The 24,005-nt window shown below is 64.8% G+C and carries 21 protein-coding genes; 7 read left to right on the forward strand and 14 right to left on the reverse strand.

The window, feature by feature from the left end; translation table 11 throughout:
• Positions 1 to 113: 113 nt before the first annotated feature.
• Positions 114 to 887, forward strand: a complete 774-nt coding sequence (locus FMA36_RS02470) for an NADPH-dependent F420 reductase (RefSeq protein ID WP_159260551.1) — start codon at positions 114 to 116, stop codon at positions 885 to 887.
• On the opposite strand, the gene FMA36_RS02475 is transcribed toward FMA36_RS02470, so the two are convergent.
• A complete protein-coding gene (locus tag FMA36_RS02475; RefSeq protein ID WP_159260553.1) occupies positions 866 to 1,414 on the reverse strand; it encodes an HdeD family acid-resistance protein in 549 nt (182 codons plus the stop codon). The genes FMA36_RS02470 and FMA36_RS02475 overlap by 22 nt on opposite strands.
• 307 nt (positions 1,415 to 1,721) lie before the next feature.
• Here FMA36_RS02475 and rpsD point away from each other — a divergent pair, with 307 nt between their 5' ends.
• The 4 genes from rpsD to FMA36_RS02495 all read left to right on the forward strand — a co-directional run bounded on the left by rpsD (position 1,722) and on the right by FMA36_RS02495 (position 6,232).
• The gene (rpsD, locus tag FMA36_RS02480) at positions 1,722 to 2,339 is read left to right on the forward strand and encodes a 30S ribosomal protein S4 (RefSeq protein ID WP_025437534.1); all 618 of its coding nucleotides are present in this window, start codon (positions 1,722 to 1,724) and stop codon (positions 2,337 to 2,339) included.
• Between the two features lie 118 nt (positions 2,340 to 2,457).
• Entirely contained in the window at positions 2,458 to 4,020 is a 1,563-nt protein-coding gene (locus FMA36_RS02485) for a peptide chain release factor 3 (RefSeq protein ID WP_078526555.1), read from the forward strand.
• 65 nt (positions 4,021 to 4,085) lie between these two features.
• Positions 4,086 to 5,450 (forward strand): cysteine--tRNA ligase, encoded by a 1,365-nt coding sequence (gene cysS / locus FMA36_RS02490; RefSeq protein WP_159260554.1) that lies wholly within the window; start codon positions 4,086 to 4,088, stop codon positions 5,448 to 5,450.
• Positions 5,447 to 6,232, forward strand: coding sequence for an RNA methyltransferase (locus FMA36_RS02495; protein ID WP_206065166.1), 786 nt, complete (start codon positions 5,447 to 5,449; stop codon positions 6,230 to 6,232). The genes cysS and FMA36_RS02495 overlap by 4 nt, the downstream gene beginning before the upstream one ends.
• A gap of 118 nt (positions 6,233 to 6,350) precedes the next feature.
• Here FMA36_RS02495 and gltX read toward each other — a convergent pair whose 3' ends face one another.
• The 4 genes from gltX to FMA36_RS02515 form a co-directional block, all read right to left on the reverse strand.
• On the reverse strand, positions 6,351 to 7,688 hold the full coding sequence (gene gltX / locus FMA36_RS02500; RefSeq protein ID WP_159260558.1) for a glutamate--tRNA ligase: 1,338 nt from the start codon (positions 7,686 to 7,688) through the stop codon (positions 6,351 to 6,353).
• A gap of 167 nt (positions 7,689 to 7,855) precedes the next feature.
• Complete coding sequence (locus tag FMA36_RS02505; RefSeq protein ID WP_078526548.1) at positions 7,856 to 8,221, reverse strand: hypothetical protein; 366 nt, start codon at positions 8,219 to 8,221, stop codon at positions 7,856 to 7,858.
• Between the two features lie 14 nt (positions 8,222 to 8,235).
• Complete coding sequence (locus FMA36_RS02510; RefSeq protein ID WP_159260560.1) at positions 8,236 to 9,405, reverse strand: beta/alpha barrel domain-containing protein; 1,170 nt, start codon at positions 9,403 to 9,405, stop codon at positions 8,236 to 8,238.
• A gap of 32 nt (positions 9,406 to 9,437) precedes the next feature.
• On the reverse strand, positions 9,438 to 10,841 hold the full coding sequence (locus FMA36_RS02515; protein WP_159260562.1) for a class II 3-deoxy-7-phosphoheptulonate synthase: 1,404 nt from the start codon (positions 10,839 to 10,841) through the stop codon (positions 9,438 to 9,440).
• A gap of 308 nt (positions 10,842 to 11,149) precedes the next feature.
• On the opposite strand from FMA36_RS02515, the gene FMA36_RS02520 reads away from it, so the two are divergent.
• Positions 11,150 to 11,494 (forward strand): hypothetical protein, encoded by a 345-nt coding sequence (locus FMA36_RS02520; RefSeq protein ID WP_110566743.1) that lies wholly within the window; start codon positions 11,150 to 11,152, stop codon positions 11,492 to 11,494.
• Between the two features lie 163 nt (positions 11,495 to 11,657).
• On the opposite strand, the gene gorA is transcribed toward FMA36_RS02520, so the two are convergent.
• Positions 11,658 to 13,055 carry a glutathione-disulfide reductase gene (gene gorA / locus FMA36_RS02525; RefSeq protein ID WP_159260564.1) on the reverse strand — a complete coding sequence of 466 codons (1,398 nt, stop codon included), beginning with the start codon at positions 13,053 to 13,055 and terminating at the stop codon, positions 11,658 to 11,660.
• A 129-nt stretch (positions 13,056 to 13,184) separates the two neighbouring features.
• Entirely contained in the window at positions 13,185 to 14,063 is an 879-nt protein-coding gene (locus FMA36_RS02530; protein WP_110566747.1) for a ferredoxin--NADP reductase, read from the reverse strand.
• 293 nt (positions 14,064 to 14,356) lie between these two features.
• Between FMA36_RS02530 and FMA36_RS02535 the strand changes: the two genes are divergently transcribed.
• Positions 14,357 to 16,819: a helicase-related protein gene (locus tag FMA36_RS02535; RefSeq protein WP_159260566.1), complete on the forward strand. Its 2,463-nt coding sequence runs from the start codon at positions 14,357 to 14,359 to the stop codon at positions 16,817 to 16,819.
• Positions 16,820 to 16,915: 96 nt separating this feature from the next.
• Here the strand turns inward: FMA36_RS02535 and serS are convergent, their stop codons facing one another.
• The 7 genes from serS to argS all read right to left on the reverse strand — a co-directional run bounded on the left by serS (position 16,916) and on the right by argS (position 23,975).
• On the reverse strand, positions 16,916 to 18,181 hold the full coding sequence (gene serS / locus FMA36_RS02540) for a serine--tRNA ligase (RefSeq protein WP_159260568.1): 1,266 nt from the start codon (positions 18,179 to 18,181) through the stop codon (positions 16,916 to 16,918).
• The gene (gene tatC, locus FMA36_RS02545; protein ID WP_206065168.1) at positions 18,181 to 18,990 is read right to left on the reverse strand and encodes a twin-arginine translocase subunit TatC; all 810 of its coding nucleotides are present in this window, start codon (positions 18,988 to 18,990) and stop codon (positions 18,181 to 18,183) included. The genes serS and tatC overlap by 1 nt, the downstream gene beginning before the upstream one ends.
• Before the next feature lie 7 nt (positions 18,991 to 18,997).
• The gene (tatB, locus tag FMA36_RS02550) at positions 18,998 to 19,558 is read right to left on the reverse strand and encodes a Sec-independent protein translocase protein TatB (protein ID WP_159260570.1); all 561 of its coding nucleotides are present in this window, start codon (positions 19,556 to 19,558) and stop codon (positions 18,998 to 19,000) included.
• 75 nt (positions 19,559 to 19,633) lie between these two features.
• On the reverse strand, positions 19,634 to 20,329 hold the full coding sequence (gene scpB / locus FMA36_RS02555) for an SMC-Scp complex subunit ScpB (protein WP_159260573.1): 696 nt from the start codon (positions 20,327 to 20,329) through the stop codon (positions 19,634 to 19,636).
• Complete coding sequence (locus tag FMA36_RS02560; protein WP_408885643.1) at positions 20,329 to 21,189, reverse strand: segregation and condensation protein A; 861 nt, start codon at positions 21,187 to 21,189, stop codon at positions 20,329 to 20,331. Before FMA36_RS02560 ends, scpB begins: the two co-directional genes overlap by 1 nt.
• A gap of 9 nt (positions 21,190 to 21,198) precedes the next feature.
• On the reverse strand, positions 21,199 to 22,173 hold the full coding sequence (locus FMA36_RS02565; RefSeq protein ID WP_159260575.1) for an SPOR domain-containing protein: 975 nt from the start codon (positions 22,171 to 22,173) through the stop codon (positions 21,199 to 21,201).
• The gene (gene argS / locus FMA36_RS02570; protein WP_159260577.1) at positions 22,170 to 23,975 is read right to left on the reverse strand and encodes an arginine--tRNA ligase; all 1,806 of its coding nucleotides are present in this window, start codon (positions 23,973 to 23,975) and stop codon (positions 22,170 to 22,172) included. The genes FMA36_RS02565 and argS overlap by 4 nt, the downstream gene beginning before the upstream one ends.
• Between the last annotated feature and the right edge of the window lie 30 nt (positions 23,976 to 24,005).

The following is a 24,005-nucleotide window of genomic DNA, read 5'->3' on the forward strand; positions in this document are numbered from 1 at the left end:
ACTCCTGCTTTCGCCAAGTCTATGCCATATAGGACAGCCCGGCACGATAACGAGGGCACAGAATAGGACATCCCGTGCCATACTGCCACATGCCCCATGAACAGGAGAGACGCATGCCAGCCCTGAAACCGACCCGCCGGAAGTGCCTCGCTGCACTGGCTGCCAGCCTGCTGCCCCTGGCCCTGCCCGGCATGGCCCATGCGGGCAGGCCGCTGCGCATTGGCATGATCGGGGCGGGGCATGTCGGCACCACGCTGGGGCGGTTATGGACGCGGGCGGGCCATCAGGTCATGTTTAGCGCGCTTGAACATAAGGAGGCGGAAAAACGGGCCTCGGAATTCTACCCCCTCGCCCGCGCGGGCACGGTGCAGGAGGCCGCGAAGTTTGGTGATGCCGTAGTGCTGGCCGTGCCCTATGGCGCCCTGCCCCAGCTTGCCCACACGATCGGCTCCATCGTGGGTTCAAAGCCGCTGATTGACGTGACCAACCCCTATGGCTGGCGCGATGGCAAGATCGGGCGGCTGGCACTGCTTAATGGGGCAGGGCTGACCACGCAGTCGCTCTTCCCTGCCGCGTCCGTGGTGCGGGCATTCAACTCAGAGGACATGACCACGCTCGCCGCCCAGACATGGCGCCCGCCGCCGCGCCTGGCCCTGCCCATGGCGGGCGACGTGATCCAGGCGCTGTATGTGGCGGGCTGGCTGATCCATGACGCGGGGTTCGATCCGGTCATGGCGGGCCCGCTTTCAACGGCGAAGCTGTTCCAGCCCGGCGGCCCGGCCTTCGAGGCGCAGATGAACGCCACCGACCTGCGCCACCTGCTTGGCGTGACAGCCAACAACCCCGTTGACCGCGCGCTTGCCACTCAGTTCGCGGGCGGGATGTAATTCGCCTGCCGCAGCGCGAAGCCGAACTGCACCCAGCCAATGCCGGCTGCAATCAGCTCAACGGCAATGAACGTGCCGATCAGCCACAGCCCCGACCACGGCAGGGTCACGTACAGGCACACCCCCACCAGCAGGCTGATCAGGCCGCCAAGCAGGATAAACCACCACCCCTGCAGCCCGCGCTGCTGGAACGCCATGATGATGCGCGCGATGCCCGACACCACAAGGCAGGCGGAAATGAAGATGGTGATGACCATGGAGCCGGTGCTCGGCTCCTCCATCATCATCGTGCCCGCAAGGATATAGAGCGCGCCGCCCGCAATCGACATGAGCCGCCCGCTCCAGTCGCGCACCACGAAGGCATGCACAAGCTGCACCGTGCCCGCCACGAACAGCAGCACGCCAAACAGGATGGTACTGGCAAGTGACACGGCAAGCGCATCCACCCATGCCATGATGCCCAGGCCGAACGAAATCGCGCCCAGCCCCACAAACAGCGGCCAGCGCTGCGTAATTGCCGTATCCATTGACTGAAGGTCCTCCTGCTTACTGGTGGATGTAAGTCATCCGCATGCTGCCCGTTTCATAACAGGCGGGGGCTACGATGCGATACAGGCTTTGTGGCAATGATTGACATGCACCCCCCGGTACTTCTATACGCGCCCGACTGCCGGGAACGTGGACGATACGGCTGGTGCCCATGGGTGATTGCTCCCCGGCGCCGGTAATACGGATCGCGCCCGCCCTGTTCATGGGGAACAGGGCCTACCGGTGCCACACCATGGCCCGTGGTCCAGCCACAGGCCGTGCAGATTGAAGAGAAGAGAGCGCACCATGAGCAAGCGCCTTGAGAGCAAGTATAAAATCAACCGCCGCCTTGGCGTAAACCTGTGGGGCCGTGCCAAGTCGCCGGTCAACAAGCGCGAGTATGGCCCCGGCCAGCACGGCCAGCGCCGCAAGCAGAAGCCCTCCGACTTCTCCGTGCAGCTGATGGCCAAGCAGAAGCTCAAGGGCTACTACGGCAACATCGGCGAAAAGCAGTTCCGCAAGTATTACGATGAGGCCGTGCGCCGCAAGGGTGATACCTCCGAGAACCTGATCGACCTGCTCGAGCGCCGGCTGGATGCGGTCGTGTACCGCCTGAAGTTCGCGATCACCCCGTTCGCGGCGCGTCAGTTCATCAGCCACGGCCACATCACGGTCAACGGCCGCAAGGTCAACATCCCCTCCTTCCTGGTGCGTGATGGCGACGTGATCGAAGTGCGCGAGAAGTCCAAGCAGCTCGCCATCGTGCTTGATGCCGCCCAGAGCGGCGAGCGTGACGTGCCGGAATACATGGAAGTGGACCACCGCCAGATGAAGGGCTCCTTCCTGCGCAGCCCCAAGCTGTCAGATGTGCCCTATCCGGTGCAGATGGAACCGAACCTGGTCATCGAATTCTACTCTCGCTGATCAAGTCCCGGAACCGGGCAGGCGTGACGCCGGGCGTGGGGATTTTTCCCTGCGTCCGGCGTCCGCGTTTCTGGCCCCTGCCCGCTTCCGCCTCCCTTCCGCCAGGCCAGCCGCAGGAATGGACAAGACCGTGACCGCCACCGCCGCCGAAACCCCGCTTGCCGCCGAGATTACCCGCAGGCGCACCTTTGCCATCATCTCGCACCCTGATGCGGGCAAGACCACGCTGACCGAGCGCATCCTGCGCGCGGGCGGCGCGATCCAGATGGCGGGTAACGTACGGGCCAAGGGCGAGCGGCGGCGCACACGCTCGGACTGGATGGGAATCGAGCGCGACCGTGGCATTTCGGTCGTGACCTCGGTCATGACGTTCGAGTATGGCGGCTGCATCTTCAACCTGCTCGACACGCCGGGCCATGAAGACTTCTCGGAAGATACCTACCGCACGCTGACGGCGGTGGATGCCGCCGTGATGGTGATCGACGCCGCCAAGGGCATCGAGGCCCGCACGCGCAAGCTGTTCGAGATCTGCCGCCTGCGCGATATTCCCATCGTCACCTTCATCAACAAGATGGACCGCGAATCGCAGGACCCGTTTGCCCTGCTTGATGAGATCTCGTCCTCGCTCGCACTCGATGTCTCGCCCGCCACGTGGCCGGTGGGCCGTGCCGCCAAGTTTGTCGGCACCTACGATATCCATAAGCGCGAACTGCATGTGACCGAGGAACTCGACCAGTCTGATCCGCGCATGGTGCAGCTTGGCGAGGAACTCGAACTCGTTGAAGCGGCATTGCCCGAATTCGACCTTGAAAGCTTCAATGCAGGGCACCTGACCCCGGTCTTCTTCGGTAGTGCCATGAAGGAAATTGGTGTTACCGACCTGCTCGACGCGCTGGCCGCCTTCGGTCCGCCGCCGCGCGACCAGGCCACCGAGACGCGTAACGTGCGCGCCGATGAACCCGCTCTGACCGCGCTGGTGTTCAAGATCCAGGCCAACATGGACCCAAACCACCGCGACCGCATGGCCTTTGCGCGTATCTGCTCGGGCAAGCTGCAGCGCGGCATGCGGCTCAAGCATGTGCGCATTGGCAAGCAGTTCGCGCTGCACACGCCGCAGTTCTTCTTTGCCCGTGACCGGCAACTGGCCGAGGAAGCCTTTGCAGGGGACGTGGTGGGCATTCCCAACCACGGCACGCTGCGCATTGGTGATACGCTGACCGAGGGCGAGGACCTGCGCTTTACCGGCGTGCCCTATTTCGCCCCCGAAATCCTGCGCCGCGTGCGGCTTGATGATGCGATGAAGGCCAAGAAGCTACGCCAAGCCCTGACCGAACTGGCCGAGGAAGGCGTGGTCCAGCTCTTCCGCCCGCAGGATGGCGCGCCACCGATCGTGGGCGTGGTCGGCACGCTTCAGCTTGATGTGCTGCAATCGCGCCTGAAGGGTGAATACGGGGTAGCGATTGGCTTCGAGTCGACGCCGTATAACCTCGCCCGCTGGGTCACCGGCCCGCGTGAGCGGCTGGAGGCCTTCTGCATGGCCAACCGCACGGCCATGGCGGATGATATTGATGGCGACCCGGTCTTCCTCGCCTCATCGGCGTTCATGATGAAGCGCACGGCGGAGGGCAACCCGGAGCTGACCTTCCATGATATCAAGCAGATCGGCCAGGAAATCGGCTGACCGCGCGGGCGAGGCCCTTATGGGGTCTTGCCTATCCCTGCCTGTCTGCCCCATCTAGGCGCATCATGTCCGACACACAGCCCCGCCTGCACCTGCACGATAGCAGAACACGCAGCACCGTTCCCTTCACGCCGCTGGCCCCCGATAACGTGCGGGTCTATTACTGCGGCCCCACGGTCTATGACCTGGCGCATATCGGCAACCTGCGCGCCATGCTGACCGCCGATGTGCTGGTGCGCCTGCTGCGCCACCTCTACCCACGCGTGACATACGTGCGCAACATCACCGACGTGGATGACAAGATCAACGCCCGCGCCCATGCCAATAATGAGCCGATTGCCGACCTGACCGCGCGCACGATCCATGATTTTCATGAGGATCTGGCCGCCGTCAGCATCCTGCCGCCCGATATCGAGCCCCGCGCCACGCACCATATTGGCGAGATGCAGGACATGATCGCCCGCCTGATCGAAAGCGGTCATGCCTATGAGGCCGAGGGCCATGTGCTCTTCGCGGTCGATACCTACGCCTCCTACGGCGCACTGTCGGGCCGCAGCCCTGATGACCTGATTGCCGGCGCCCGCGTGGAAGTGGCTCCCTACAAGCGCAATGCGGGCGACTTCGTGCTGTGGAAGCCATCGGACGCCGAAACGCCGGGCTGGGACAGCCCATGGGGCCGGGGCCGTCCGGGCTGGCATATCGAATGCTCGGCCATGTCGCACCGCTATCTGGGCGAGAGCTTCGACATTCATGGCGGCGGGTCCGACCTCCTGTTCCCGCACCACGAGAACGAGCGCGCGCAGAGCATGTGCTGCCACCCGCACGGGCACTTCGCCAATCACTGGGTGCATAATGCCATGCTGCTGGTGAACGGGGAGAAGATGTCGAAATCGCTCGGCAACTTCCTGACCGTGCGCGACGTGCTGCGTGACACCCCTGCCGAGGCCCTGCGCCTTCTGCTCCTGCGCGCGCAGTACCGCTCGGTGCTGAACTTTACGCGCGACGGGCTGGACGAGGCCAAGCAGATGCTTGACCGCTTCTACCGCGCGCTCGAAACCCTTGACCCCGCACAGGAACCCGTTGCCCCGCCCGAGAGCGTGGTGAGCATTCTGTGCGATGACCTGAACACCCCCCGCGCACTGGCCGAGATGCATGCGCTGGCCGACAAAGCTGTAGCGGGTGACAGCCTGGCCGCAGCTCAGCTCAGGGCAGCAGGCAACCTGATCGGCCTGCTGCAGGACACGCCCGAGACGTGGTTCCGTGGCGGGGCGAAAGTCGATCCAGCCGAAATCGAGCGCCTGATTGCAGAGCGGCTGGCTGCCCGCAAGGCGCGTGACTTCGCCCGCGCGGATGAAATCCGCAACACCCTCGCCGCACAGGGCATCGTGCTGGAAGATGGCCCCCAGGGCACGACATGGAGGCAGGCATGACCGGCCGTGATGGCGGGGCGGATATCGGCCCCATTGGCAACAGCCCGGTCGTGATCCTTGTCCGGCCCCAGATGGCCGAGAACATTGGCACTACCGCGCGCGCCATGGCCAATGGCGGGCTGTTCCACATGCGCCTCGTCGCCCCGCGCGATGGCTGGCCGCTCGAACGCGCCTGGCGCAGTGCTTCCGGCGCCGACCGCATTCTTGAATCGGCACAGGTGTTCGAAACCGTGGATGACGCGGTAGCCGACCTGCACCACGTATTCGCCACCTGCCCGCGCCCGCGCCATATCGTCAAACCCGTGCTAACGGCACGCGGGGGGGCCGCCGAACTGCGCGAGATGACCGATCGCGGCCTGAAAGTGGGCCTGATGTTCGGCCCCGAACGCGCAGGCCTTGATAATGAGGACATGGCCCGCGCCGATGCCCTGATCCGCTACCCGCTCAACCCCGCCTTCATGTCGCTCAACCTCGCGCAGGCGGTAATGATCATGGCCTATGAGTGGTGGATGGCGAAGGATGATACGCCGCCGCGCACGCTCATGACCAACGAGACGCATGTAGCCACCCGTGGCGAACTCGACAACTTCATGCGCCACCTGATTGGCGATCTCGATGAATGCGGTTTCCTGCGCAATGAGCAGAAGCGCGCGGGCATGGTGCGCAACCTGCGGCACTTCTTCCTGCGCGGCGAGGTGACGGAGCAGGAACTGCGCACGCTGCATGGCGTGGTGACCGAACTTTCACGCGGGCGCAAGGCGCGGCAGGGCAGCAATTCATAAACATTTCAAGGTGCCGCCTTTTTTCCGAAAGGCGGCATCTTCTGAAGCTTTTTGAAAAAAGCTTCACCAAAAACTTCTTTCACAAAAAGGCCCGGTGCATAACCGGGCCTTTTTTGTATCAACGTGCGGCGATCTGGAGTCGGTCGGCCACGCGGGCGCGGCCCATCAGCGGCAGCAGGTCGCGCATTTCCGGCCCGCTGTCTTCACCCGTCAGCGCCAGGCGCAGGGGGTGGAACAGGCCCCGGCCCGTGCGGCCTGTGGATTCCTTTATCGCAGCGGTCCATGTCTTCCACGTGGTTTCATCCCACGGCTCGGCAGGCAGCGACTCCAGTGCGTGCAGCAGGAAGGGACGGTCGGCTTCCTCGATCACCGGCGGCACGATGTCGCCTGCCACCACATCCCACCAGTGGCGCAGTTCGCCTGCCATATCCACATTGCCCCGCACGGCCAGCCAGAAGGCTTCGGTCGCCCCCTCGGGCAGGCGGGCGCGGATTTCCTCAAACGGCATGGCGTGCATGATGCGCCGGTTCAGCCCCAGCAACTGCCGCATGTCAAACCGCGCCGCTGAACGGGAAACACGTCCGGGGTCATAGGTCTTGGCCAGTTCATCAAACGAAAGCGGCGCCGGATCATCCGCACTGCCCAGGCGGGCAAGGTAGGAGACGATGGCCGAAGGCTCGACCCCGTCCTGCCGCAGCGCACGAATCGACAGCCCATCAAAGCGCTTGGACAGCTTGCCCCCGCCCTCATCCAGCAAAAGCGGCAGGTGCGCGAAGGTGAAGCGGTTGCGCTTTGCCCCCAGTGCCTCGGCAATGTCGATCTGCACGCCGGTATTGGTCACATGGTCCTCGCCACGGATGATGTGGGTAATGCCCAGTTCCATGTCATCCACCACCGAGGCCAGCGTGTACAGCACCGTGCCATCGGCGCGCACCAGCACGGGGTCGGAAATGGCGGGCAACTTGACCCGGCATGAGCCCATGACAAGGTCGTTCCATTCCACCGTGCGGTGATCGGACAGCCTGAAGCGCCAGTACGGCACCTTGCCATTGGCCTCGGCCTGCGCGCGCTGCACTGGCGTCATGCGCAGCATGGCACGGTCATAGACCGGCGGCTTGCGCATGCGGATGCGTGCCTCGCGCTTGGAGGCCAGTTCCTGCTCGCTCTCGAAGCATGGATACAGTCGCCCGCTGGCCTTGAGCGCCTCGATGGCCAGCGCGTAGCGGTCCAGCCGGTCGGACTGGCGCACGAATTCATCCCACTCCATGCCCAGCCAACGCAGGTCATCCTGCAGGGCCTGCACGTATTCCTCTTTCGAGCGGGCACGATCGGTGTCGTCAATCCGCAGCAGGAAGCGGGCCTTGTGGCGGCGGGCGAACAGGGCATTGGCAATGGCCTGACGCGCATTGCCAACATGAATCAGCCCGGTCGGGCTAGGCGCAAAACGGAGTTTCATGCCCCTTATATGCGGCGATTACGCCCCGAACGCCAGAGAACACGCTTGCTCCCGCCCTCGTGGAATAGAGAAAAGTTTTTGGGTGCCACCTTTTTTCAAAAAGGCGGCGTTCCCTGAAGCTTTTTGCAAAAAGCTTCACCAAAAACTTTTCTCTGCCCTGCGGGGTTTTACGCCTCGTCCTCATCATCGCCGCGACGGGGATCGAAGGCACGCCAGTCGCGCTCCATGGGGGTGGCGGCATGGGCTGCGAAATCATCAAGCTCATTGGCCGAGCGCCAGCCCTGCTCCCCCGCTTCGAGCACCTCCGCGTCCTCGCCAAACGCGAACCAGGCCTTGAGGATGTCGGCAGCCGAAAGACCCGCCATGCGGCAGCGCTCGATGCTGTCGCGCACATAGGCGCGGGCAAAGGCGTTGGCCTGGATCAGGTCGGGAAAGCCGCCCACCTCCTCGACAATATTGTCCTCCGCACCGCCTGACAGGTCGATGATGCGCACGCGCCAGCCGCCCTCGGGGGCAAAGATGTTTTCTGACAAGATGAAGCCTTTCGTTATTCCGGGTCGGGTGGCATGCGGCGCAGCAGGAACTCGCGCCCCGCCTTGACCCGTGGCACGTCGTCATACGCCACGATATCCGCCGTGGCGTAAGTCTCGGACCAGCGGTCAGGGATGAACGAGCCCGTGCCGATCACATCCACCGGGGCATGGGCATCGGCCATGCTCAGGCATTTTTCCACGCTGAACCCCGATGAGGCGATAATGCGCACATGCGGGAAGCCCGCCTCGTCAAGCACCTCGCGCATGCGCCAGATGGCGGCGGCGGAAACCCCGGTGCCCACAAGGTAGCTGAGTTCCTTATCCGAGCGGTAGCGCCGGATGGTGCCTGGCGTGTGGCGCTCGAGCACATCATAGGAGGCCTGCGGGTCCAGCCCTTCAAGAAAGCGGCCGCCATGCGTATCGAGCCGCACGGCCAGCCGCCCCTGCGCCGCAAGTTCGGGGAAGTGCCGGCACACTTCAAGGGCGTCCGTCACCTCGCGGCCAAAATAGTCAACCAGCACCACCAGGTCCATTGCGGGATAGACCTCATGGAACATCTCGGCCGCCCGCAGGGTCGAGCCCGCATAGCCCACCAGCGCATGCGGCATGGTACCCATCCCGTGCGTGGTGCCAAAATAATGGGCCGTGGCGTCATTTGCGCCGCCAATGAAGCCATGCGCCCCTTCCTTCTGGGCGGCATGGCTGCCAACGGAGGCGGCATAGGCCATCTGCTCCTGCATGCCAAAGCCCGCGCAATGCCGGGCCTCCATGGCCAGAAAGCGCACATGCGGCAGCGCCATGGCCATCTGGTAGGCATTATGGGCCGCCACACAGGCCGGGCCGAGGCGCTGGAGCACCAGTGTCTCGAGCGGGGCAAGGGCTTCAAACGAACCTGATATGTAAGCCAGTGGCTCGCCCGCCCCCACCCATGTGCCCTCGGGGTACAGGAGGGTCGTGTCTATGGCGATGCCGCGCGCGCTACCGACCGCGCGCAGCCACTCGCTCATGAGCCGGGGGGCGGAAATGACGGGACGGCGGAGGAAGACGGCATATGTCACCTTCCTGTCGCCAAAATGCTCCACGATGGCGCGCGTGCGGTTGAAATACGCATCCGTGCGGGCTGCGATCATGTCATCCGCCGCGCAGGCAAGCCTGTCACGGCCTGCCGGTTCACCCTGGGTCATCTGCCCTCCCTTCCCGCTCTACGGCGGCGGGGTCAGCGTGCCCCGCCAGCCATCCGGTGCATTCGCGTCTTCAGTTCCTCGGACAGACGGAATGCCATCTCCAGCGACTGTTCCGCATTCAGGCGCGGATCGCAAAAGGTTTCATACCGCTCGCCCAGATCGTCTTCCGTCAGGCGGTGCGCGCCACCGATGCATTCGGTCACGTTCTGGCCCGTCATTTCAAAATGCACGCCCCCGGGGCTGGCACCCGCGGCCTCGAACACATCAAAGAAACCGTGGATCTCGGAGAGGATGGCATCGAACGAGCGGGTCTTCACACCCGTCGAGGTCGAGCTCGTGTTGCCGTGCATGGGGTCGCACAGCCATGTGACCGTACGGCCCGTGGCCATCACTTTCTCGAGCAGCGGCGGCAGGTGGTCACGCACCTTGCCCGCCCCCATGCGCGAGATGAGCGAGATACGCCCGGCTTCATCGGTGGGGTTGAGGATGTCGAGCAACTGCTCGAGGTCCTCAATGGTGGTGGAAGGTCCGACCTTGATGCCGATGGGGTTGCGCACCCCACGCAGGAATTCGACATGCGCGCCATCGGGCTGGCGGGTGCGATCACCGATCCACACGAAATGGGCCGAGCAGTCATACCATTCGCCCGAAGTCGAATCGATACGGGTCAGCGCCTGCTCGTAGGGCAGCAGCAGGGCCTCGTGCGAGGTATAGAACTCGGTCTCGTCGATCTGGGGCGTGGTGGTGGCGTTCAGGCCGCACGCCGCCATGAAGTCCAGCGTCTCGCCAATGCGCCCGGCAAGCTCGCCATAACGCTGTGCCAGCGGCGAGCGCTCGACAAAGCCGAGGTTCCAGCGATGCACCTCATGCAGGTTGGCATAACCGCCACTGGCAAAGGCGCGCAGCAGGTTCATGGTGCCAACCGACTGGAAGTAGCCGGTTTCCATGCGCTTGGGGTCGGGAATGCGCGCGGCCTCCGTGAAGTCGGAACCGTTGATGATGTCACCGCGATAGGACGGCAGGGTCACGCCGCCCTTGGTCTCGGTATCCGATGAGCGCGGCTTGGCGTACTGGCCTGCCATGCGCCCGATCTTGATGACCGGCACCTTGGCGCCAAAAGTCAGCACCACCGCCATCTGCAGCAGCACGCGGAAGGTATCACGCACGATATCGGCGGTGAATTCGCTGAAGCTCTCGGCACATGCGCCACCCTGCAGCACGAAGGCCTGCCCCGTGGCCGCCTTGGCGAGGTGGGCGCGCAGACGGCGTGCTTCACCGGCGAAGACCAGCGGCGGGTAGCGGCGCAGGCGGGCCTCCACGCCATTCAGGGCTGTCTCGTCGGGGTATCGCGGCATCTGCCGCGCGGGAAACGACCGCCAGCTCTCCGGCGTCCAGGCCTGCCGGGAAGAACTGTTGTGGCTGTGCGTCGCACTCATGGGTCGGATCCTAATTCCTCTTGATACAAGACAGTCCTTTCCGCCCACGGGCGGAAGGGCCGTCTTTATGTCGAAAAAACCGGCATATGGCAAAGCCTGTTCGCGGCGCTTTGTGATATGGGTGGCGGGACAGGCTCCATAAATGTTGCATGGCGGCCACAACTCAGGCTGCGCGCGGCCCTTTGGGGTCGTATTGCGCGGCAGGACCACCCATATGTAAAAGAGGTATGGTTGGCCTGCCACGTAACCGCTTCCCTTAACAAAAAAGCCTTGGCATGCTGCCCCCTCAGGTAAAAGGATTACGGATCATGGCCACCTCACGTGGGAAACTCATAACCGCCCTCTCGGCCGGGCTGTGCCTGTTGAGCGTGACGGCCATGGCCGCCCCGGCCAGCCAGGACGACACCAGCAGTTCCGATCAGGACCGGATGACCGTTCACGGCCAGCGCGGCCACCTGCCGCCCGGCTATGAGGAAGCGCCGTCGATGGAACTCAACCACGGCCCGGACCCCGACCATCTGGAGCATGTGCATCGTGACTCCGTTACGGGCACGGACCTGTCGCGCTTCGGCACGGCCTACCAGAGCAGCGGCATCAACGGCGATGGCCAGCTTGGCGATTCCACCGGCAATGGCTGGGTGGCCCCACGCTGAAGCGGATGCGCTGTCAGGCATAAAAAAACCGCTGCCGGGGCTGACCCGCAGCGGTTTTTTATTGGGCAGGACATAAATCCGGATAAAAGTTTTTGGTGAAGCTTTTTTCAAAAAGCTTCAAAAGGCGCCGCCTTTTTTAAAAAAGGCGGTCCCAAAACCTTTATTATTCGGAACGCGGTGTCACGCGCGTGCGGGTGCGCATGGTCACGAATTCCTCCGCCGCCGTGGGGTGGATGCCGATCGTGCGGTCCCAGTCGGCCTTTTTCAGCCTTGCCGTCACGGCCACGGCCAGCCCCTGCATGATCTCGGGCGCATCATCGCCCAGCATATGCGCTCCTACCACCACCTGGCTGGCCTGATCGACCACCAGCTTCATTAACGTGCGCTGCTCGCGCCCGCTCAGCGTGTTGCGCATGGGGCGGAAGCGGCTCACATACACATCCACATCCCCTTCCTTCGCCGCCTCTGCCTCGGTCAGGCCAACGCTGGAGAGCGTGGGGGTAAAGAACACCGCCTTGGGCGTGGTGGCGTAACACCACTCGCGCGGGGGTGCCTTGCCAAACAGGCGGTCGGCCAGGTTATGGCCCTCGGCAATGGCCACGGGGGTCAGGTTGAGGCGGTTGGTCACGTCGCCTATGGCGTAAATGCCGGGCACCGTCGTCTCGTTCCTGTCATCAACGATGATGCGCCCGTTCTCTTCCATCGCCACGCCAATCTGCGTAAGCCCCAGCCCGGTGATCTTGGGGTGGCGGCCGGTGGCGAAGAACACGCAGTCGGTCTCGATGCGGGTGCCGTTATCAAGGCTGACAATGAAACTGCCATCAGTCTGTTTTTCAATGGCGGTGGGCGAGGCCGCCACGTGCTGACGGATGCCACGCAGGTCGATCGCATCATGCAAAGCGTGGCGCAGGTCGGCATCGAAGCCACGCAGCGGCAGGTTCTGGCGGTAGACCAGATCCACCGTCGAACCCAGCCCACGGAAGATACCGGCAAACTCCACGCCAATATAACCACCCCCAACCAGGCAGACGCGGGCAGGACGTTCCTCAAGGTGAAAAGCCTGATCGGACGAGATGGCATATTCCACGCCCGGCAATTTGGGCAGGGTGGGCGTGGAGCCGACCGCAATGACAATGCGCGCGGCGGTAACGCGGCGCGGGGCCTCATGCGGGGCGAGTGGCGAGGGGTCAATGCGCAGGGTGTGCGCATCCTCGATGGTGGCATGGCCGGTAAACAGGGCTACACCAGCCTTTTCCAGCATCGAGACATAGATGCCGTTGAGGCGGGCGATCTCGCGATCCTTGGCGGCAATCAGGGCGGCCCAGTCATTGTGGCCGCGCTTTGTGTTCCAGCCAAAGCCGTGGCTGTCATCCACCCAGTCGCCATAGTCGCTGGCCTGCACCATCAGCTTCTTGGGCACGCAGCCCAGATTGACGCAGGTGCCCCCCCAGTGGCGGCTTTCGGCTACGGCAACCCGTGCCCCGTGGCTTGCGGCAATGCGCGCGCAGCGCACGCCGCCGGAGCCTGCGCCAATGACGAACAGATCAAAATCATAACTCATGCCGGTTGTGCATCCTGTCTCGGCCGGACGGGACACAGCACGCCGCCTTCCGGCAATCATCCGCCCTGCGCACGGCGGGGCCAATAAAAAACCCCGGCCATGGCGAAATGGCCGGGGGTGCGGGCGGGATCAGCGCTCGGCGAACGCTTTTTCCACCACATAGGCACCAGGGTGGGAGTTGTTGCCCTCGTCGAAGCCGCGCTCCTGCAGCATCTTCTCGGTATCGGCCAGCATTTCGGGCGAGCCGCAGATCATTACGCGGTCATGCTCGGGGTCGAGTTCAGGGATGTTGAGATCGGTGAAGATCTTGCCCGTCTCGATCAGCTTTGTGATGCGGTCGGTCACGGCAAACGGCTCACGGGTCACGGCGGGGTAGTAGAGCAGCTTGCCCTTCACGTCCTCACCGAGGAATTCATGCTCGGGCAGTTCGTGGCGGATGTGGTTGGCATAGGCCAGTTCACCCGAAATGCGCACCGTATGGCTCAGGATCACGTGCTCGTAACGCTCATAGCATTCCGGGTCCTTGATCAGGCTCATGAAGGGCGCAAGCCCCGTGCCGGTGGACAGGAAATACAGGTTGCGGCCCGGGCGCAGGTTATCAAGCAGCAGCGTGCCCACGGGCTTGCGGCCGATCAGCACCTTGTCACCCACCTTGACGTGGCGCAGACGCGAGGTCAGCGGGCCATCAGGCACGGCAATGGACAGGAATTCGAGGTGGTCCTCGTAATTCGCACTGGCAATGCTGTAGGCGCGCAGCAGCGGCTTGCCCTCGACCTCGATGCCGATCATCGTGAACTGGCCGTTCTCGAAGCGCAGCGCGGGGTCGCGCGTGGTGGTGAAGGTGAACAGCCGGTCGGTCCAGTGATGCACGGACAGCACGGTCTCGGCATTCAGGTGGCCGTATTCCTTGGTGGGTTCGGCAAGGTGGAACACGCCGGGCTGCCCCTCGACCGGGGCGAGGCCGGTGAGCATGGTCTCACTGGTTGGCATAATCAACGTATCGGACATCTGGTTATCACTCTCCCGGCTGGATATGACGCAGACACAGGATTTCCTGAAACATGCGCCACCCACAACGATATGGCTGAGGCGGGCATGTTTAGGCCATCCATAACGTGGATTTCCAGCACAAAACAAACATATCACGCATCACGGGTGGCAGAATTCGCCGTATAAGGCTTATTCTGAGGCACGCCTGTCACGTCACACATGTACAATGCGCGCTTCTATTCAATGATTTCCCATGCCGATGCAAGCCGGAGTCCATTGTCCCCGCCGCATGGATGACGCACATAGGAAGCATGAGTTCAGAATTTTCCGATCGCGACGCGTCCACCACCGCCCCTGCCGCCCTGGCGCTTGATGCAGCCATCGCCGCCACCGGCCTGCATGTTGCAACCCGCGAGCGCCCCAAGCTCGAGCGCGTGATCGCCCGTCAGCTTGCCCCCGGCGCCGACCGGGTGGATGACGCAACCTTCCGCGCGGCACTATGCACCGTGCGCCGCAAGCCGTGGGGCTCGCGCCTGATGGACCTGACCCGCCGGGCAGGCCAGGTCTGGGTCACCCGCGCGGACACCGAGACAGCCGCAAAAACGGTCGATACCCCCGAACCGGACGATGCCACCCTGCTCGCGGCCCTGACACCCGTGCTGCATGAAAAACTGCGCGCCCAGGGTGATACGCCGCAGATGGCGGTGGAGAACATCCGCTCCGATCTGTTCGATGGCACAGGGCGCATGCTCTCGCCCGGTGAACTGCACACCCTGGCCCTGGCCGTAGCCAATGCCTTTGCCGTGGCCGACCCCACAGCCTTTGCCGCAGGCCTTGATGCAGCAGAAAGCAGCCGCAAGGACCGCGATGCCCGCATAGAAGATACGGCGCGCACCCGCCGGCGCGAGGAAGTGCAGCGCCTGCGTGAGTGGGAAAAGAGCCTCGTGCCCTTCAGCGACGTGCCCGGCCTGCTGCGCTGCTCGCAGCGCGAGGCCCTGCGCTGGATTGCCGAGAACCGCCTGCCCGTGGCCCGCCGCGTGCCGCAGCCCAACGGACAGGAACGCTGGGAGTTCGACCCCTCCGAACTCATGGCCCTGCGCCAGAACCTGCCGCAGTGGCGGCGTGAGGGACCGGAAAGCGACAAACGTGCTCCGCTGGCCCCCGACCTTGGCAACAGGCGCGTGGGCAATGCCGTAATTGCGCAGGTGGCGGCCCTTGACCGCTATGCCGCCCATTTCCGCACCGCGCGCGCGCTCAACCGCCGCATCACGCTCGTGACCGGGCCAACCAATAGCGGCAAGTCGCACACGGCACTCGATGCGCTGGCGCGGGCTGAAAGCGGGCTGGCGCTGGCGCCGCTGCGGCTGCTGGCCCATGAGTTCCGCGAGTCGCTGACCGCGCGCGGCGTGCCGACCTCGCTCGCCACGGGCGAAGAACGCATCGACGTGCCCGGCAGCCGCCACCTTGCCGCAACGGTCGAGATGTGCCCGCTGAACAACCCGGTCGATGTCGCCATCATCGACGAGGCCCAGATGCTCACCGACCCCGACCGGGGGGCGGCATGGACGGCGGCCATCATGGGCGCACCCGCACGCCACCTGTTCATTCTCGGTGCGCCGGACTGCATTCCCATGGTCCGGCGCATTGCCGAACTGTGCGGCGACCCGGTGGATGAAATCCGCCTTGAGCGCAAAAGCCCGCTGGTCGCCGCCGAGCGTGCGGTCAGCCTGCCTGAACTGCAGAAGCATGATGCGCTGATTGCGTTTTCGCGCCGCGAGGTGCTCGACCTGCGTGCCCTGCTGCTGGCCCATGGCAAGCGGGTGGCGGTGGTGTACGGCGCGCTCAGCCCAGAAGTGCGCCGGGCGGAGGCGCAGCGCTTCAATAATGGTGATGCGGACATCCTGATCGCGACTGACGCCATCGGCATGGGGCTGAACCTGACCATCCGCCGCGTGGTGTTTGCGGCCCTGCGCAAATATGACGGCAACCAGACCCGCGACCTCAACCCGCAGGAGGTCAAGCAGATCGGTGGCCGCGCCGGGCGCTTTGGCAAGCATGAGCAGGGCATCGTGGCCGTGCTGGAAGGCGTGGGCAGCCCGTCCTTCATCCGCGCCATGCTGGAAGCCCCGCCCCAGCCGATCGAGGACATGCGCCCGCAGGTGCAGCCTGATGCCGACATTGTGCAGGCGGTTGCCGCCGAGATCGGGTCCGACAGCCTGTTCGGCGTGCTGGTGCGCATCCGCCGCGCGGTGCTGCGGCGCGATGACCCCAATTACCGTCTGGCCAACATGGAACAGGCCTTTGCCATCGCCACCGCTCTTGAAGGTGTTGCGGACCTGACGCTGGCCCAGCGCTGGGTCTATGCCATGTGCCCGGTTGATGATCGTGATAACGGCATCCAGCGCCTCGTGCACTGGGCGGCGGACCATGCGGCGGGCAACAGCGTGCCGCCACCGGGCACGGGTCGCCTGCCCCCTGCCGAACGCGCCGAGCGCACGGAGCTTGAACGCGCCGAAAAGCGCCACAAACGGCTGGTGGCCTGGCGGTGGCTGGCGCTCCGCTTCCCCGAGGCTTACGTCAACCGCGAGGAGGCGGAGGAAACCACGGCACGGCTGAATGACTGGATTGAGGATGTGCTGCGCCAGCAGAGCGTGCGTGCGCGGGCTACCTCTCCCTTCCGCCCTGACAGCCGCGCCAATCCGCCGGGCCGGCGGGGGGCCAACCGCGATGGCGGGCCGCCCAAGGGCAAACGCCCCCACCGCAAAAGACGCTGAACAGATTAAAGTTCTTGGTGAAGCTTTTTTCAAAAAGCTTCGAAAAGACGCCGCCTTTTTGAAAAAAGGCGGCACCCAAAAACTTTTATTCTGTTTTTAGCGGATGACTTCAATACCACCCATGTAAGGACGCAGCACGTCTGGCACGGTGATGCTGCCATCCTCGTTCTGGTAGTTTTCCATCACCGCGATGAGCGTGCGGCCCACGGCAAGACCAGAACCGTTGAGCGTGTGCACGAAGGCGGGCTTGCCATCGGCCGCGCGGTAGCGGGCATTCATGCGCCGGGCCTGAAAGTCGCGCGTGGTGGAGCATGACGAGATCTCGCGCCATGCCTGCTGGCCGGGCAGCCATGCCTCAAGGTCGAAGGTCTTGGCCGCGCCAAAGCCGGTATCACCAGCGCACAGCAGCAGGCGGCGATAGGGAATGCCCAGTTTCTCCAGCACCATCTCTGCACAGCGGGTCATGCGCTCGTGCTCGGCATCGCTTTCCTCGGGCGTGGTGATGCTGACCATCTCCACCTTCTGGAACTGGTGCTGGCGCAGCATGCCGCGCGTATCACGCCCCGCCGCCCCCGCCTCGCTGCGGAAGCACGAGGAAAGGGCCACCAGCCTGCGCGGCAGCACAGCGCCGGGCAGGATCTGGCCCGCAACGCTGGCCGTCAGCGGCACCTCGGCGGTGGGGATGAGCCAGCGGCCATCTTCGGTGCGGAAGGACTGGTCGGCAAATTTGGGCAGCTTGTCGGTGCCGTACATGGCCTCGTTATTGACCAGCACGGGTACTGCGGTTTCCTCGTAGCCGTTATCGGTGGCATGCAGGTCGAGCATGAACTGGCCCAATGCGCGCTCCATGCGGGCCAGCGCGCCGCGCAGCACCACGAAGCGCGCACCCGACAGGCGCGATGCGGTCTCGAAGTCCATCAGGCCCAGCGCCTCGCCAAGCTCGAAATGCTCGCGTGGGGTAAAGCTGAATTCGCGCACCACGCCGTTGCGGTGCACTTCCACGTTGGCACTTTCATCAGCCCCATCGGGCACGGAAGCATCAAGCTGGTTGGGCAGGCGCTCGAGCGTGCCGCGGATCTGGCCGTCAAGCTCGGCAACCCGGGTCTGGAGTTCTTCCATCCGCGCCTTGCCATGGGCCACGCGCTCTTCCAGCGCCGAGGTATCCGCGCCGGATTTGCGTAAGCCCCCGATCTCTTTCGAGATCTTCTTGCGGCTGGCCTGAAGCTCCTGCAGTTCGGTCTCGGCGGCGCGGCGCTCCGTGTCCAGCAGCAGCACGCCATCGGCCACGGCGGGCGCCCCGCGCCGTTTCAGGGCGGCGTCAAAGCCTGCGGGGTCGGCGCGTAGGGCACGCAGGTCGTGCATCAGGGGGTCTCCTCGGTTTCTTCAGGCAGTCTGCGCGGCTCGACAAGGCGGGCGCAGAGAATGGAAATTTCGTACAGCCCGATCAGCGGCACGGCCAGGCCGGTCTGGGTAATGACATCGGGCGGGGTCAGGATGGCAGCAGCCACGAACGCGCCCACATAGGCGTAGCGCCGCACCTTCGCCAGTCCCTTTGACGTGACCAGCCCCACGCGGGCCATGAGCGTGAGCACCACCGGCAGCTCGAACGCCATGCCGAACGCCAGGATCAGCTTCATCACCAGCGAGAGGTATTCCGACACCTTGGCCTGCAGTTCGATCTGCAGCCCGTCCTGCCCGTCCGCCGTCTGGAACGACAGGAAGAACTTCCACGCGGCGGGGAAGATGAAGTAGTAGGCCAGTGCCGCGCCGATGGCGAACATGATGGGGGTGGCGACAAGGAAGGGCGCGAAAGCCCGCTTCTCGCTCCGGTAAAGGCCGGGAGCTATGAAGATCCACGCCTGCACCGCCACCATGGGGAAGGACAGGCACGCCGCGCCAAAGAAGGCGACCTTCATGTAAGTGAAGAAGGCCTCATACAGCGCGGTATAGATCAGGTGCGGCTGCTCGCCCTTCTGGCGCATGATGTCGCCAAGCGGCTTGGCGAGGAAGAAGTAGATCTGCTCGGAATAGTAATAGCAGACCGCAAAGCACGCCACGAACGACACCATCGACCACAGCAGCCTGCGCCGCAGTTCAACAAGGTGTTCGAGCAGCGGCATGGGCTGGTCATCAATGGCGTCCGGGTTGGGGTTTTCGTCTTGGGCGTCCATCGTGTTCCTATTCCTGCCCTGCATGGGTCACGCCAACGCGCTGGCCACGGTGAATGACCCGCACCGGCGGCAGGAAGGCGGGGGGCGTGAGGCGCGGCAGTTCGGCGGCGATGCGCCGGGCAGTGCGGGGTGGCAGAAAATCTGGCGCATCGGGTGCGTCCACCTCTACCGGACTGTCATCAACAAGGGGGGGGATGTAATGGCGTGAGGGAATAGCCTGCTCGGGCAGGGACGATGCAGGCGTTGTCACGGGTGCGGACATGGCGGTGTGCGCCGCCTCATGCGTATCATCGAGCGAGCGGCGCAGGGCGCCATCCCCATCAATCGCATTCATGATCTTGTCGCGCACGTTCATGCGCTTGAGGTTGCCAAGCTGGTCGCGCGCCTCGGTCAGGTCGGCCTCGCGCACCATTTCATCCACATGCGACTGGAACTCGGTGGCAAGCCCGCGGGCCTTCTTGATCAGCCCGGTTACGGTGCGGATGGCAACAGGCATGTCCTTCGGCCCGATCAGCAGCAGGCCCACCACCCCGATCAGGGCAAATTCAGACCATGCGAAATCGAACATCAGCCGTTCCTTCCCTACCGCGCCCGCCTTTTGCGGCCCGCGCAAGACCGTACATCATCCTGCCCCGCACACCTATCACGCCCCGGGCGTATCAGGAACCTCATCCGGCGCATCATCACCGTGCTGCGCCGCCTGCGGGCCAGCGGGCGGTTCGGGTGCTGCGTCGGGCACGTCCACCAGCAGTTCCTCGCGCCGGGGCAGGTCGCCCAGATCCTTGAGGCCAAAATGGCGCAGGAAGCCGTTTGACGTGCCCCACAAAATCGGCCGCCCCGGCACTTCCTTGCGGCCCAGCGGCATGATCAGTTCGGCCTCGAGCAACGTGTCGAGCACCTGCTGGCTCAGGCTCACACCGCGGATATCCTCGATCTCGGCGCGGGTGCAGGGCTGGTGGTAGGCGATGATGGCCAGCGTTTCCATGGTCGATCGCGCCAGCCTGCGCGGGCGCGGCATGACGCGGGTCAGGCGCGGGGCGAGATCAGGCGCCGTGCGGAACTGCCAGCCCCCCGCCACCTCCACAAGTTCCACCCCGCGCCCGGCATAATGCGCGCCAAGAGCGGCCAGCGTTGCCGCCACATAGGCATCGCGGTCGGCGGTATCATGCGGGATGCCGCCCTGCGCGCCGAGCACCTCCGCAATGGCGCGGGTGCTGAGCGGGTCGGCGCGGGCGAAGATCAGCGCCTCGACAAGGCGCAGCGAAAAATCCCGCACCGTGATGTCTTCCACCATGTCTGCCACGGGTGCGATGAGGTCAGGCTGCTCGGGGTCGTTCATCAGGGCCTCTCCCCTTCAGGTTGCATTGGGGCGGCGGGGTCTTCCGCCATCCGCTCACGCAGCAGGATGCGGCCAAACTGTTCCGCCTGCCGCAGTTCGATCGTGCCATTGCGCGCCATTTCCAGGCTGGCCAGCAGCGTGCCCGCCACGGCGGCTCTACGGCCGGTCTCGGCCATGGGGCCAGCCCTGTCCGCCGCCGTGGGCGGCGGCAGGAAGGCCTCAAGCCCGCACCAGCCCACGGGCATGAGCGTGCCGAGCATGCGCCGCAGCCGCTCCAGCGCGTCCTGCACGGTCCAGAACCGTGGCGGGCGCGGCTGGTAGGTGGCCTTGCGCGCACGCCGCCGCATGGCCGCCATATAACCGCGCATGAGCTGCGGCACATCTACCGCAAGCCCCGAGCGGTCGATGGCAACAAGGCTTTCGGCCTGCCCGCGTTCAAACACCTCAAGGCCAAGCTGGTCGCGCGCGCCAAGCCAGCGGCCGAGCTGCACCATGCGCTCAAGCTCGAGCAGGCGCTCGTGCAGGAGAGCTGCGGCATCCTCGGCATCGGTGTCCGCCCCGTCATCCTCGGGCAGCAGCAGGCGCGACTTGAGCCAGGCCAGCCATGCCGCCATGACCAGCCAGTCCGCCGCCTGCTCCAGCCGCACGGCGGGAATGGCGCGGACCACCTCCAGAAACTGCTCGACAAGCTGCAGGATGGAAATGCGCCACAGATCCACCTTCTGCGCCCGGGCGAGTTCAAGCAGCAGGTCCATGGGCCCGTCAAACCCGTCAAGATGCACGATGGGCGAGGTCGGCTGCCCCTCAGCCATGGGGGCGGGCGTGCCAGCCGCCCGCCCTGCCTCCTCTGGCCGGCTCATGGGGTGCGCTCAGGAATGGACCGGTTCACACGGCAGGCTTTGGGCCTTGACCTTCTCGCACACCGATGCGGCCTGCGCCTTGCTCAGCCCCTTGATGCGCAGGCGGTAGAACGTCTTGCCGCTCCGTTCCGCCTTGATGACGGCAGGCTGGTAGGCACCGAACACGCCGGGATAACGGCTGAGCAGATGGCTCCAGTTCTTCAGCGCCGCCTCCTGCGAATCAAGAGCGGCAAGCTGCACGCTGTAGGCGCCATTGCCCTCATTGAGCGCGCGCGGCACCGGTGGCGGCAGGGTGGCGGGGGCCTCTTCGGCCTGCCTTGCCGGTTCCGCAGGCTTCTGTGCGGCCTCCTGCGGGGCGGACTCGGCGGGGGCTGGCGTCTCGGCAGGAGCGGATGCGGAAGCAGCCGGCGGGGGAGCATTGCCACCATCAGTACTATCGCTGCCCGGTGGCGGGGCGTACTGCCGGGCCATGGCATCGGGCTGGGGCTGCTCGGGCGGGGGCGAGAGGCGCATCACGCCGCCATCAGCCGCCATGCCATCGCCTGCGCCCAGAATCTGCATGCCACCCGGATCCGCAGGCTTGACGCGCACCGGCCCCGGCGGCGGACCGAGCACCGCAATGCCGCCTTCATGGTGGCCGAACAGCGACCAGCCACCAATCGCTATGACCAGAATGCCGCCAAGCCCCGCCGCGCCATAGACGAGCTTGCGCGTCAGCGGGTCATCGCCAAGCAGGCTGCTGCCCGCAAGCCGCGCCAGCAGGGCCCTGAAATCGGTGCCGCCCCGGCCGCCACGGGGGGGCGTGGCGCGCGGACCGATATCATCGGCCGGCTCCATGGGCGAGCGTGCGTTCAGGTCGGGGTTGGAATCAGTCCCCATGCGCTCGCGTGCGGTGGGGCGCTCGGCATAGGGATCGGGTGCGACGGGGTTGTCCCGAAGGTCATCGGGACCACCATGGCGCGGCGGGGTTTCGTCAGGACTCATCGCATCTCCTCGACCGGCTGCACGCCGAGCACGTTCAGGCCCGAACGCAGCACGGTTGCCGTCGCCTCGACAAGGGCGAGTTTCGTGCGGGTCGCGGCCACGTCATCTTCCTGCACGAAGCGCAGGGTCGTGTCATCCTTGCCCCGGTTCCACAATGCATGGAAATCAGAGGCCAGTTCATTGAGATAGAATGCAATGCGGTGCGGCTCATGCGCGGCTGCCGCCGATTCGACCATGCGCGGCCACTGCGCCATGCGCTGCAGCAGGGCAAGCTCGGCATCCGCGCTCAGCCCCGACAGGTCGGCTGTGGCAAGTTCGGCTGGCGTAAGGCCACCGGGCAGCTTGCCCGCATTGGCAAGGCCCGCCGCCGCCCGCAGCACCGAGCAGCAGCGCGCATGGGCGTACTGCACGTAAAACACCGGGTTGTCGCGGCTCTGGGCCACGACCTGGTCGAGGTCGAACTCCATCTGCGCATCGGCCTTGCGGGTGAGCATGGTAAAGCGCACCGCGTCACGCCCTACCTCGTCAATCAGGTCGCGCAGGGTGACGAACGTGCCCGCACGCTTGGACATGCGCACCGGCTGCCCATCGCGCACGATGCGCACGATCTGGCACAGCAGCACATCAAGCACCGGGCGGCCATCGGTCGCAAGCGCCGCCACGGCGGCCTTCATGCGCGTGACGTAACCGCCATGGTCGGCACCCCATACATCGACCAGCACATCCGCCCCCCGGCGGATCTTGTCGGCATGGTAGCCGATATCATTGGCGAAATAGGTGTTCGAGCCATCCGACTTGCGCAGGGGCCGATCGACGTCATCGCCAAATTCGGTGGAGCGGAACAGGGTCTGGGGGCGGGCTTCCCAGTCATCGGGCAGCTTGCCCTTGGGGGGCTCGAGCACGCCTTCGTAGATCAGGCCCTTTTCTTCGAGCTTCCTGATGGCGCGGTCGGTCTCGCCATCGGCCAGGATTTTTGCCTCGCTGGTGAACACGTCATGATGCACGCCAAGGGCGGCCAGATCCTCGCGGATCATGCCCATCATGGTATCGACCGCCTCTTTCTTCACGGTCTCGAGCCACAGGGCGGGATCGGCGGGCTTCAGGCCGGGAGCAGCGAGGCTTTCACCATGTTTTTTGGCCAGCGCCTCACCAACCGGCACAAGATAGTCACCGCCATACTGGATCGCGCCACCGGGCACGACCGCTGCGAATTCATCCTCCGTTACGGTGGTGTGCAGGGCCTGCAGGTAGCGCCAGTACGTAGCCCAGGCCAGCGCGATCACCTGTGCGCCGGCATCATTGATGTAATACTCTTTCGTAACCTCATAACCCGCCTTGGCCAGCAGGTTGGCAAGCACGTCACCCACCACGGCACCGCGGCAATGGCCGACATGCATCGGCCCGGTGGGGTTGGCCGAGACATATTCCACATTCACCTTCACGCCACGGCCTGCGCTGCTCGTGCCATAGGCCTCGCCCGTGCGCAGCACGTCATGCGCCACGGCCTGCCACACGGCAGGGGCGAGGCGCATGTTGACAAAACCGGGGCCCGCCACCTCGGCCTGCGCAATGCCGGGCACGCTGGCAAGGGCCGTGACCAGTTCAGCCGCGATCTCGGCCGGGCGGCGGCGGGCCGCCTTGGAGATGACCAGCGCCGCATTGGTCGCAAGATCACCATGGGCGGGGTCGCGGGTGGGCGTGACCTCGACGCGCTCAAGGGCTGCTGGGGGCAGGTCGGGCATGATGGTGCGCAGCGCATCGCGCACATGCGTGAGGTAACGGGCGAACAGACTGTCTGACATGCGGCTTGGTTTCCCAACAGATAACGGTAA

This window comes from Komagataeibacter xylinus, assembly GCF_009834365.1.
Classification (GTDB): domain Bacteria; phylum Pseudomonadota; class Alphaproteobacteria; order Acetobacterales; family Acetobacteraceae; genus Komagataeibacter; species Komagataeibacter xylinus_D.

What these genes read in the sequence shown, in the direction of transcription:
- FMA36_RS02470 (WP_159260551.1), top strand. Translation starts at nt 114, where the DNA reads ATGCCAGCCCTGAAACCGACCCGCCGGAAGTGCCTCGCTGCACTGGCT.
- FMA36_RS02475 (WP_159260553.1), bottom strand. Translation starts at nt 1,414, where the DNA reads ATGGATACGGCAATTACGCAGCGCTGGCCGCTGTTTGTGGGGCTGGGC.
- rpsD (WP_025437534.1), top strand. Translation starts at nt 1,722, where the DNA reads ATGAGCAAGCGCCTTGAGAGCAAGTATAAAATCAACCGCCGCCTTGGC.
- FMA36_RS02485 (WP_078526555.1), top strand. Translation starts at nt 2,458, where the DNA reads ATGGACAAGACCGTGACCGCCACCGCCGCCGAAACCCCGCTTGCCGCC.
- cysS (WP_159260554.1), top strand. Translation starts at nt 4,086, where the DNA reads ATGTCCGACACACAGCCCCGCCTGCACCTGCACGATAGCAGAACACGC.
- FMA36_RS02495 (WP_206065166.1), top strand. Translation starts at nt 5,447, where the DNA reads ATGACCGGCCGTGATGGCGGGGCGGATATCGGCCCCATTGGCAACAGC.
- gltX (WP_159260558.1), bottom strand. Translation starts at nt 7,688, where the DNA reads ATGAAACTCCGTTTTGCGCCTAGCCCGACCGGGCTGATTCATGTTGGC.
- FMA36_RS02510 (WP_159260560.1), bottom strand. Translation starts at nt 9,405, where the DNA reads ATGACCCAGGGTGAACCGGCAGGCCGTGACAGGCTTGCCTGCGCGGCG.
- FMA36_RS02515 (WP_159260562.1), bottom strand. Translation starts at nt 10,841, where the DNA reads ATGAGTGCGACGCACAGCCACAACAGTTCTTCCCGGCAGGCCTGGACG.
- FMA36_RS02520 (WP_110566743.1), top strand. Translation starts at nt 11,150, where the DNA reads ATGGCCACCTCACGTGGGAAACTCATAACCGCCCTCTCGGCCGGGCTG.
- gorA (WP_159260564.1), bottom strand. Translation starts at nt 13,055, where the DNA reads ATGAGTTATGATTTTGATCTGTTCGTCATTGGCGCAGGCTCCGGCGGC.
- FMA36_RS02530 (WP_110566747.1), bottom strand. Translation starts at nt 14,063, where the DNA reads ATGTCCGATACGTTGATTATGCCAACCAGTGAGACCATGCTCACCGGC.
- FMA36_RS02535 (WP_159260566.1), top strand. Translation starts at nt 14,357, where the DNA reads ATGAGTTCAGAATTTTCCGATCGCGACGCGTCCACCACCGCCCCTGCC.
- serS (WP_159260568.1), bottom strand. Translation starts at nt 18,181, where the DNA reads ATGCACGACCTGCGTGCCCTACGCGCCGACCCCGCAGGCTTTGACGCC.
- tatC (WP_206065168.1), bottom strand. Translation starts at nt 18,990, where the DNA reads ATGGACGCCCAAGACGAAAACCCCAACCCGGACGCCATTGATGACCAG.
- tatB (WP_159260570.1), bottom strand. Translation starts at nt 19,558, where the DNA reads ATGTTCGATTTCGCATGGTCTGAATTTGCCCTGATCGGGGTGGTGGGC.
- scpB (WP_159260573.1), bottom strand. Translation starts at nt 20,329, where the DNA reads ATGAACGACCCCGAGCAGCCTGACCTCATCGCACCCGTGGCAGACATG.
- FMA36_RS02560 (WP_408885643.1), bottom strand. Translation starts at nt 21,189, where the DNA reads ATGAGCCGGCCAGAGGAGGCAGGGCGGGCGGCTGGCACGCCCGCCCCC.
- FMA36_RS02565 (WP_159260575.1), bottom strand. Translation starts at nt 22,173, where the DNA reads ATGAGTCCTGACGAAACCCCGCCGCGCCATGGTGGTCCCGATGACCTT.
- argS (WP_159260577.1), bottom strand. Translation starts at nt 23,975, where the DNA reads ATGTCAGACAGTCTGTTCGCCCGTTACCTCACGCATGTGCGCGATGCG.